This is a genomic window from Allostella sp. (assembly GCF_041913585.1).
Taxonomy (GTDB): Bacteria; Pseudomonadota; Alphaproteobacteria; order ATCC43930; family Allostellaceae; genus Allostella.
In genome coordinates this window covers 3,796-11,159 of sequence record NZ_JAYSFE010000140.1, presented here as the reverse complement: position 1 = coordinate 11,159, position 7,364 = coordinate 3,796, and the positions used below count along the sequence as shown (strand labels likewise).

Sequence of the window (7,364 nt, the reverse complement as noted above, 5' to 3'; positions counted from 1 at the left end):
TACAGCACCCCCTTGCTCTCCAGGTTCGTCAGTTCCGCCATCAGGGCGTGATCGCCGTAGCGGGCGAGGCCGAGCTTGGCGGCGTAGTCGGGCAGCGGGGCGCCGGTGATCCAGCGGGCGCAGAGGTCGCCGGTGGCGCAGGCGGCCATGGTGCCGAAGCCGGACAGCGCGCCCGCGACGAAGGCGCCGGGGGTGGCGAGCGGGCCGATCAGCGGCCAGTTCTCGGGCGTCATCGTGTAGTAGCCGCCATAGAGCACGGCGCCGCGCGGCAGCCGGCCGTAATAGGCGCGCAGCGACGGGTTGAGCCGCGCCGCGCCGCGCAGCACCACCTCCGGGAAATGGGGATCGAAGGCCGGCTCCGGCACGGGCTCGCCGGCCGCCCGGTTGTAGGCCCAGCCGAGCTTGATCCAGCGCCCGGAATCGCCGCCCTCCGGCCGGCAATGGATGCTGCCCGGCATCGGCGCCGCCAGCCAGGCATGGTCGGGGTCGGCCACCAGCGCCGCCCGCTCCTCCTCCGTCCAGTCGATCGACTGCCCGTCGAGGTCGATGGCGAAGGGCATGGTGCGCGGGATGGCGCCCTCGCGGTCCTCGAAGGCGATCTTCTGCTGCAGCACGTTGGTGACCGGCAGCGCCTCGCCCAGCAGCGCCGCCACCGCGCCGACATGGGGACCGGCGGCGTCGACCAGGATCTCGGCATCGAGCGCGGCCGGGCCGTCGGGCGTCTCCAGGCCGAGGCGGAAGCCGGCGCCCGGCCGCTCGCCCGGGCGCTCGATCGCCGCCACCCGGCCGCGGACCAGCCGGCCGCCGCGGCCGCGCACCTGCTCCAGCATGAACTGGCCCATCTGCTGGCTGGCGATGGCGCCGGCGCGGCGGATGTGCAGCACCGCCGCCACCTCCGGGTCGAAGCTCGGGAAGGTGCGGCGGATCAGCGCCCGGTCGAGCAGGACGTCGACCCCGTCCGGCGCGTCCTCCCAGTCGGCAGACAGGGGGGGCCTGTAGGAGGCGCCGCCGCCCGGCTCGTGCAGCCGGACCCGGGCCGCGGCCGCGGCGCCGTAGCCGTCATGGAGCTGGTCGATCAGGTCCTGCGGCCGCTCGCGCCGCGTCGCCAGCGCATAGCCGCGGCGGTTCATGCCGATGCGGTTGCCGGTCGCCCGCGCGATCTCCTCCATCAGGGCGATGCTGCGGTCGGTGAAGTCCGTCATCACCCGGTGCGGCCACCAGTTCCGGTAGTTCTCGCCCGACCGGGCCGAGGTCAGCGCCATCGGCGGGCCGGAATCGACGAGCGCGATGCGGGTCCGCCCGGCCGCCGACAGGTAGTGGGCGACGGCAAGGCCGACGATCCCGGCGCCGACGACGGCGATCTCGGCATCCTCAGTGCGCATGTTCGGGGGCTCCTTGCCCGGGGGCTGGACGGCGGCCGGATTTTCGACAATCCTATCTGGATTGTATCCAATCGTGGAAGGGGGGGATGCGGTGGACGACGGCGCGACCGGCTCCTCGCCCCACCGCGTCTATGCCGAGCTGCGCGACCGCATCCTCGACGGCACGCTGCCGGGCGGCCAGCCGCTGCGGCAGGAGGAGCTGGCGGCGCGCCACGGCGTCAGCCGCAGCCCGGTGCGCGAGGCGCTGCGCCAGCTCGCGGCCGACGGGCTCGTCACCTACGAGCCCCATCGCGGCGCCGTCGTCTCCTCGGTGTCCCTCGCCGACGCGCTGGAGATGCTGGAGATCCGCATCGCGCTCGAATGCCGTGCGCTCCGCCTGGCGATCCCGGAGATGACCGACCCCGACCTCGCGGGCATCGCGGCCGTGCTGGACGCCTACGCCGCGGCCGACGGCCCGACCGAGCGCGGCCGGCTCAACCGCGACTTCCACCTGGCGCTCTATGCACCCTGCGGCCGGCCGCGGCTCCTCGGCCTGATCCAGGACAATTTCGACAACGCCAACCGCTTCGCGCGGGCGCGGGTCTCGATGGCGACCGGCAACGACCGGCCGCATCGCGAACATCGGAACCTCTTTCGCGCGTGTCGCGAGGGGGATATCGATTCGGCCGTGGGGCTCCTCGAGGCCCACATCGCCTACTCGCAGAAGGCGCTGGCGGCGGCGGTCCGGCTCGGCGGAAGGGCGTCCGGAGGGGCGGCACGGCACGGTTCTTGACTGGTTCCAACGCCAAGGAAAGGGGAGTGCGGAACATGGGGAGCATCATGAAGAGGCTGGCGGCGGCGGCGCTCGCGGCGGCGGCCTGCTGGCCGGCGGTGGCGGCGGCGCAGTCCGTCTCGCCCGGGGCGAAGAGTCCGACGCTGGCGGCCGTGAAGGCGCGCGGGCATCTCGAATGCGGGGTGCATACCGGGATTCCCGGCTGGTCGTTCCCGGACGACAAGGGCGTCTGGAAGGGCCTCGACGTCGATCTCTGCCGGTCGGTGGCCGCCGCCATCTTCGGCGACGCGAACAAGGTGAAGTACACCCCGACGACGGTGCAGCAGCGCTGGTCGGTGCTGGCCTCGGGCCAGGTCGACCTGCTGTCGCGCATCTCGACGCTGACCTTCAAGCGCGACACCGAGCTCGGCTTCAACTTCGTCCAGATCAACTATTTCGAGGGCCAGACCTTCATCGTCCGCAAGTCGGCGGGGATCAAGGAGCCCAAGGACCTCGACGGTGCGGCGATCTGCGTCGCCGCCGGCTCGACCGAGGAGCGCAACGCGACCGACTGGTTCGGCGAGCGCAACCTCAAGATCAACATCGTCAAGTTCGAGAAGAACGACGACGCCATCGCCGCCTACGATTCCGAGCGCTGCGACACCTACACGGCCGGCACCGGCGCGCTCGCCGGCCAGCGCCGCAAGCTGAAGAACCCGGCCGACCACGTCATCCTCGCCGGCACCATCTCGCGCGATCCCCAGGGCCCGGTGACGCGCGAGGGCGACGACGGCTGGGACAACATCATCCGCTGGGTCTTCAACGGCACGCTGGTCGCCGAGCTGCACGGCGTCACCTCGGCCAACGTCGACAAGATGCGGGCGGAATCGAAGAATGCCGAGGTCCGGCTGCTGCTCGGCGCGAGCGGCAATTCCGGCCAGATCCTCGGGCTCTCCAAGGACTGGATGTACGACGCCATCAAGCAGGTCGGGAACTACGGCGAGCAGTTCGAGCGGTCGGTCGGCATGGCGAGCGACCTCAAGCTCGAACGCGGCCAGAACCAGCTCTGGACCAAGGGCGGCCTGATGTTCTCCCCGGTCTTCGACTGACCGGCCCCCGCCGGCCGCGGCGGCAATGACGAGACTGCTGAACGACGGCCGCGTCCGCGGCTGGCTCGCCCAGGGCCTGATCGCCCTGGGCGTGCTGGCCGTCGTCTGGTTCTTCGTCGCCAACGCCGCCGACAACCTTGCCCGCGGCGGCGTCGCCACCGGCTTCGACTTCCTCTGGGCGCGCTCCGGCGTCGACATCGGCTTCAAGCTGGTCGAGTACGGGCCGGACTCGTCCTATGCCCGGCTGCTGCTGGTCGGCATCGCCAACACGCTCTTCGTCTCGGCGGTCGGCATCGTGCTGGGCACCGTGCTCGGCTTCGCGGTCGGCATCGGCCGGCTGTCCCACAACCGGCTGCTGTCCGGCTTCGCCACCGTCTATGTCGAGGCGGTGCGCAACGTGCCGCTGCTGCTCTTCGTGCTGCTCTGGTACTACCTCGTGATCCGCGGCCTGCCGGCGCCACGCCAGAGCATCGCGCTGTTCGGGGTCGGCTTCGTCAACAACCGCGGCATCTTCCTGCCCTCGCCCGTCACGGGCGGCGCCTTCTGGTGGGTCGCGGCCATGTTCCTCGCCGGGCTCGCCGCGACCGTCGTCCTGCGGCGCTGGGCCCGGGCGCGGCAGGACTTGACCGGGCGGCCGTTCCCCGTGACCGAAGCCGGCCTCGCGCTGACGGTCGGGCTGCCGCTCGCCGCCGCCGTCCTGGTCGCCCTCTCGCTCGACTGGGACCGGCCGGTCCTGCGCGGCTTCGGCGTCCGCGGCGGGGTCTCGGTCATCCCGGAGTTCCTGGCGCTGCTGGCGGCGCTCACCACCTATACCGCGGCCTTCATCGCCGAGATCGTCCGCGGCGGCATCCTGTCGGTGACGCGCGGCCAGCGCGAGGCGGCGGCGGCCCTCGGCCTCGGTCGCCGCCAGATCCTGCGGCTCGTCGTCCTGCCGCAGGCGATGCGCGTCATCCTGCCGCCGCTCACCAGCCAGTACGTCAACCTCGTCAAGAACTCGTCCTACGCTGCCGTCATCGCCTATCCCGAGATCATCTCGGTCTTCGTCGGCTCGGCGCTCAACAACACCGGCCGTGCCATCGAGATCATCGCGATCACGCTCGCCATCTATCTGGCGATCAACGTTTCGGTGTCGCTGCTGATGAACTGGTACGAAGCCCGCACCCGGGTGCCCGGCCGGTGAGCGAGGCCCGGCCCATCCGCCCGCCCGCCGCCGTCCGGCCCGGCCCGCTCGGCTGGCTGCGCCGCCACTTCTTCCGCGGGCCGGTCGACACCGCCGTGACGCTCGCCTGCCTCTACGTGCTGTGGCTCGCCGTGCCGCCGGTGGTCGACTGGGCGCTCGTCTCCGCGCAATGGTCGGGCGACAGCCGCGAGGCCTGCACCGGCGGCGGCGCCTGCTGGGTCTTCATCCGGGTGCGGCTCGCGCAGTTCGCCTACGGCTTCTATCCCGAGGCCGAGCGCTGGCGGGTGAACCTCGCCGGCCTCGTGGTGGCGGGGCTGGTGGCGCTGCTCTTCCTGCCGCCCTCGCGCGTCCGGCGCGTCGCGGCGCTCCTGCTGACGGCGGTGTCGGTCCCCGGCATCGTCGTCCTGCTGGCCGGCGGCGTCCTCGGCCTCGCCCCGGTCGAGACGCGGGAATGGGGCGGGCTGATGGTCACCGTCTTCATGGCGCTCTATGGCGCGATCCTCGCGGTGCCGGTCAGCCTGCTGCTGGCGCTCGGTCGGCAGTCCCGGCTGCCGCTGGTGCGCTGGCTGTCGGTCGTTTACATCGAGTTCTGGCGTGGCGTGCCGATCATCGCGATCATCTTCCTCGCCTCCAACCTGCTGCCGCTGATCGTCCCGGCCGGCGTCACCGTCGACAAGCTCCTGCGCGCGCTGATCGGCCTCGCGCTGGTCATCTCCGCCTACATGGCGGAGGTCGTCCGCGGCGGGCTACAAGCGGTTCCGCGGGGCCAGTACGAGGCCGCCCGGTCGCTCGGCCTCGGCTACTGGCAGGGGACCGGCCTCATCGTCCTACCGCAGGCGATCCGCATCGTCATCCCGAGCCTCGTCAACGAGTTCATCGCGCTGTTCAAGAACACGACGCTGGTCCTCATCGTCAGCCTGTTCGACCTGCTCGGCATCATCCAGTCGGCGCTGGCGGACCCGAAATGGGTCGGCCTCAACCTCGAGGGCTACGTCTTCGCGGGCGTCGTCTTCTGGGTCGTCTGCTTCGCCATGTCGCGCTGGAGCCAGCGCCTCGAGCGGCGGCTGGCGCAGCGTCCGCACTGACCGCCCGCCGCCGGGCGGCGACCCTTGCGGGCGGCGACGGTTGCCGTGTAATTGTGCGCCACACTCCAACCGGCCGTGCCCATGGCGGGCACCACGAAGCCGATCCTCGAGGGGGAAACACGATGCGGAAATTGCTACTGGCGGCGACGGCGCTCGCCTTCGTCGTGGCGGGCACCGCGGAGGCCCAGCAGACGCCCCGCAAGGGCGGCACGCTGCGACTGACCGCACCCTATGGCGCCAGCCTCGGCAGCCTCGACATCCACACGACGCCGCGCGCACAGGACGGCATCGCCGCCAAGATCCTGCACCGCACGCTCTACAACTGGGACACGCAGAACAACAAGCCGGTGCTCGAACTGGCGAAGTCGGTCAGCGTCTCCGCCGACGGCCTCGTGCACACTTTCAAGCTGCGCGACGACGCCTTCTTCCACAACGGCCGCAAGATGACCGCCGACGACGTCATCTGGTCGTACACGCGCATCATGGACGGCGGCAAGGGCTACCCCGGGGCCCGCTACATCCGAATCATCAAGGGCGCCGTCGAGGTCGAGAAGGGCCAGGCCAAGGAGATCGCCGGCCTGCGCAAGATCGACGACTTCACCCTCGAGATGACGACGACCAGCCGCGTCGAGCCCGGCTTCTACTTCACCGCCGACACCACCTCGATCCTGCCGCGCGAGGCGGTCGAGGGCGGCAACTTCGGCGCCGCGCCGGTCGGCCTCGGTCCCTACAAGTTCGTCGAGCACGTCCCCGGCTCGCGCCTCGTCGCCGAGCGCTGGGAGAAGTTCTACAAGCCGGGCAAGCCCTACGCCGACCGCGTCCACCTGCTCGTCATGGGCGAGGCCGCGGCGCGCGACGTGGCCTTCCGCAACAAGGAGATCGACACCTCGATCCTCGGGCCGGCGCAGTACGTCGCCTACCGGGCCGATCCCGAGCTGTCGAAGGGCATCCTCGAGGTGGCCGAGGTCTTCACCCGCAACATGACGATGAACCCGGCCTTCAAGCCGTTCTCGGACAAGCGGGTGCGCCAGGCGATCAACCACGCCATCGACACCGACCTCATCATCAAGCGGCTGGCCCGCGACAAGGCCTATCGCGCCACGAGCTGGCTGCCGATCGCGTCCCCGGCCTACGACAAGGCCATGAAGCCCTACGCCTTCGATCCCGAGAAGGCGAAGAAGCTGCTGGCCGAGGCGGGCTACAAGGACGGGTTCGAGTTCGAGTGGACGACCAGCCAGAACGAGAGCTGGGGCCTGCCGATCGTCGAGGCCGCCATCCCCTACCTGTCGCGTGTCGGCATCAAGGTGAAGCCGAAGCTGGTCGAGACCGCGGTCCTGACTGAGGTCGCGATGAAGGGCGACTTCCAGGGCTACATCACCTCGAACCAGACCGGCCCGGACTCGCTGTCGACGCTGCGCTGCTTCGACTCGCGGACGCCGCGCACCGCCTGCAACTATTCCGGCTTCAACAACCCGGCCTTCGACAAGCTGCTCGACGAGGCGGCCGCGGCCGCCGACGAGGGCGCGCGCAACAAGCTGCTGGCCCAGGCCAACGCCATCCTCTACGAGGAGGCGCCGGTGTGGTTCTTCAACTACAACAAGGCGGTGATGGCCTATCAGCCGTGGGTCCACGGCCTGCAGCCGAACGCCACCGAACTCGCGCACCAGTATCCGGAAGACATCTGGATCGACGAGCGGTCGCCGGTCGCGAAGTGACGCTGCCGCCGGTCTGAAGCCGACGATCGGCGGCGGGGGGCCCCCCCCCCCCCCCCCCGCCCCCCCGCCCCCCCCCCCCCCCCGGGGGGCGCGGGCCCCCCCCCCCCCGACGCCGGCGAGACCAAGCGCCTCGAAAACAAAC

At 71.0% G+C, this 7,364-nt stretch carries 6 protein-coding genes; 5 read left to right on the top strand and 1 reads right to left on the bottom strand.

Annotation, left to right across the window (positions count from 1 at the left end):
• A partial coding sequence (locus ACE3Q3_RS20300; RefSeq protein ID WP_374449063.1) for an NAD(P)/FAD-dependent oxidoreductase occupies window positions 1–1,382 on the bottom strand: 1,382 nt, incomplete at its 3' end.
• Window positions 1,383–1,473: 91 nt separating this feature from the next.
• On the opposite strand from ACE3Q3_RS20300, the gene ACE3Q3_RS20295 reads away from it, so the two are divergent.
• The 5 genes from ACE3Q3_RS20295 to ACE3Q3_RS20275 all read left to right on the top strand — a co-directional run bounded on the left by ACE3Q3_RS20295 (window position 1,474) and on the right by ACE3Q3_RS20275 (window position 7,222).
• Window positions 1,474–2,154, top strand: coding sequence for a GntR family transcriptional regulator (locus tag ACE3Q3_RS20295; RefSeq protein ID WP_374449062.1), 681 nt, complete (start codon window positions 1,474–1,476; stop codon window positions 2,152–2,154).
• Window positions 2,155–2,201: 47 nt separating this feature from the next.
• Window positions 2,202–3,242, top strand: coding sequence for an amino acid ABC transporter substrate-binding protein (locus ACE3Q3_RS20290; RefSeq protein WP_374449061.1), 1,041 nt, complete (start codon window positions 2,202–2,204; stop codon window positions 3,240–3,242).
• A 25-nt stretch (window positions 3,243–3,267) separates the two neighbouring features.
• Window positions 3,268–4,422 carry an amino acid ABC transporter permease gene (locus ACE3Q3_RS20285; RefSeq protein ID WP_374449060.1) on the top strand — a complete coding sequence of 385 codons (1,155 nt, stop codon included), beginning with the start codon at window positions 3,268–3,270 and terminating at the stop codon, window positions 4,420–4,422.
• Window positions 4,419–5,507 (top strand): amino acid ABC transporter permease, encoded by a 1,089-nt coding sequence (locus ACE3Q3_RS20280; RefSeq protein ID WP_374449059.1) that lies wholly within the window; start codon window positions 4,419–4,421, stop codon window positions 5,505–5,507. The genes ACE3Q3_RS20285 and ACE3Q3_RS20280 overlap by 4 nt, the downstream gene beginning before the upstream one ends.
• Before the next feature lie 122 nt (window positions 5,508–5,629).
• Window positions 5,630–7,222 (top strand): ABC transporter substrate-binding protein, encoded by a 1,593-nt coding sequence (locus tag ACE3Q3_RS20275; protein WP_374449058.1) that lies wholly within the window; start codon window positions 5,630–5,632, stop codon window positions 7,220–7,222.
• Window positions 7,223–7,364: the final 142 nt, after the last annotated feature.

What these genes read in the sequence shown, in the direction of transcription:
- ACE3Q3_RS20275 (WP_374449058.1), top strand. Translation starts at nt 5,630, where the DNA reads ATGCGGAAATTGCTACTGGCGGCGACGGCGCTCGCCTTCGTCGTGGCG.
- ACE3Q3_RS20285 (WP_374449060.1), top strand. Translation starts at nt 3,268, where the DNA reads ATGACGAGACTGCTGAACGACGGCCGCGTCCGCGGCTGGCTCGCCCAG.
- ACE3Q3_RS20290 (WP_374449061.1), top strand. Translation starts at nt 2,202, where the DNA reads ATGAAGAGGCTGGCGGCGGCGGCGCTCGCGGCGGCGGCCTGCTGGCCG.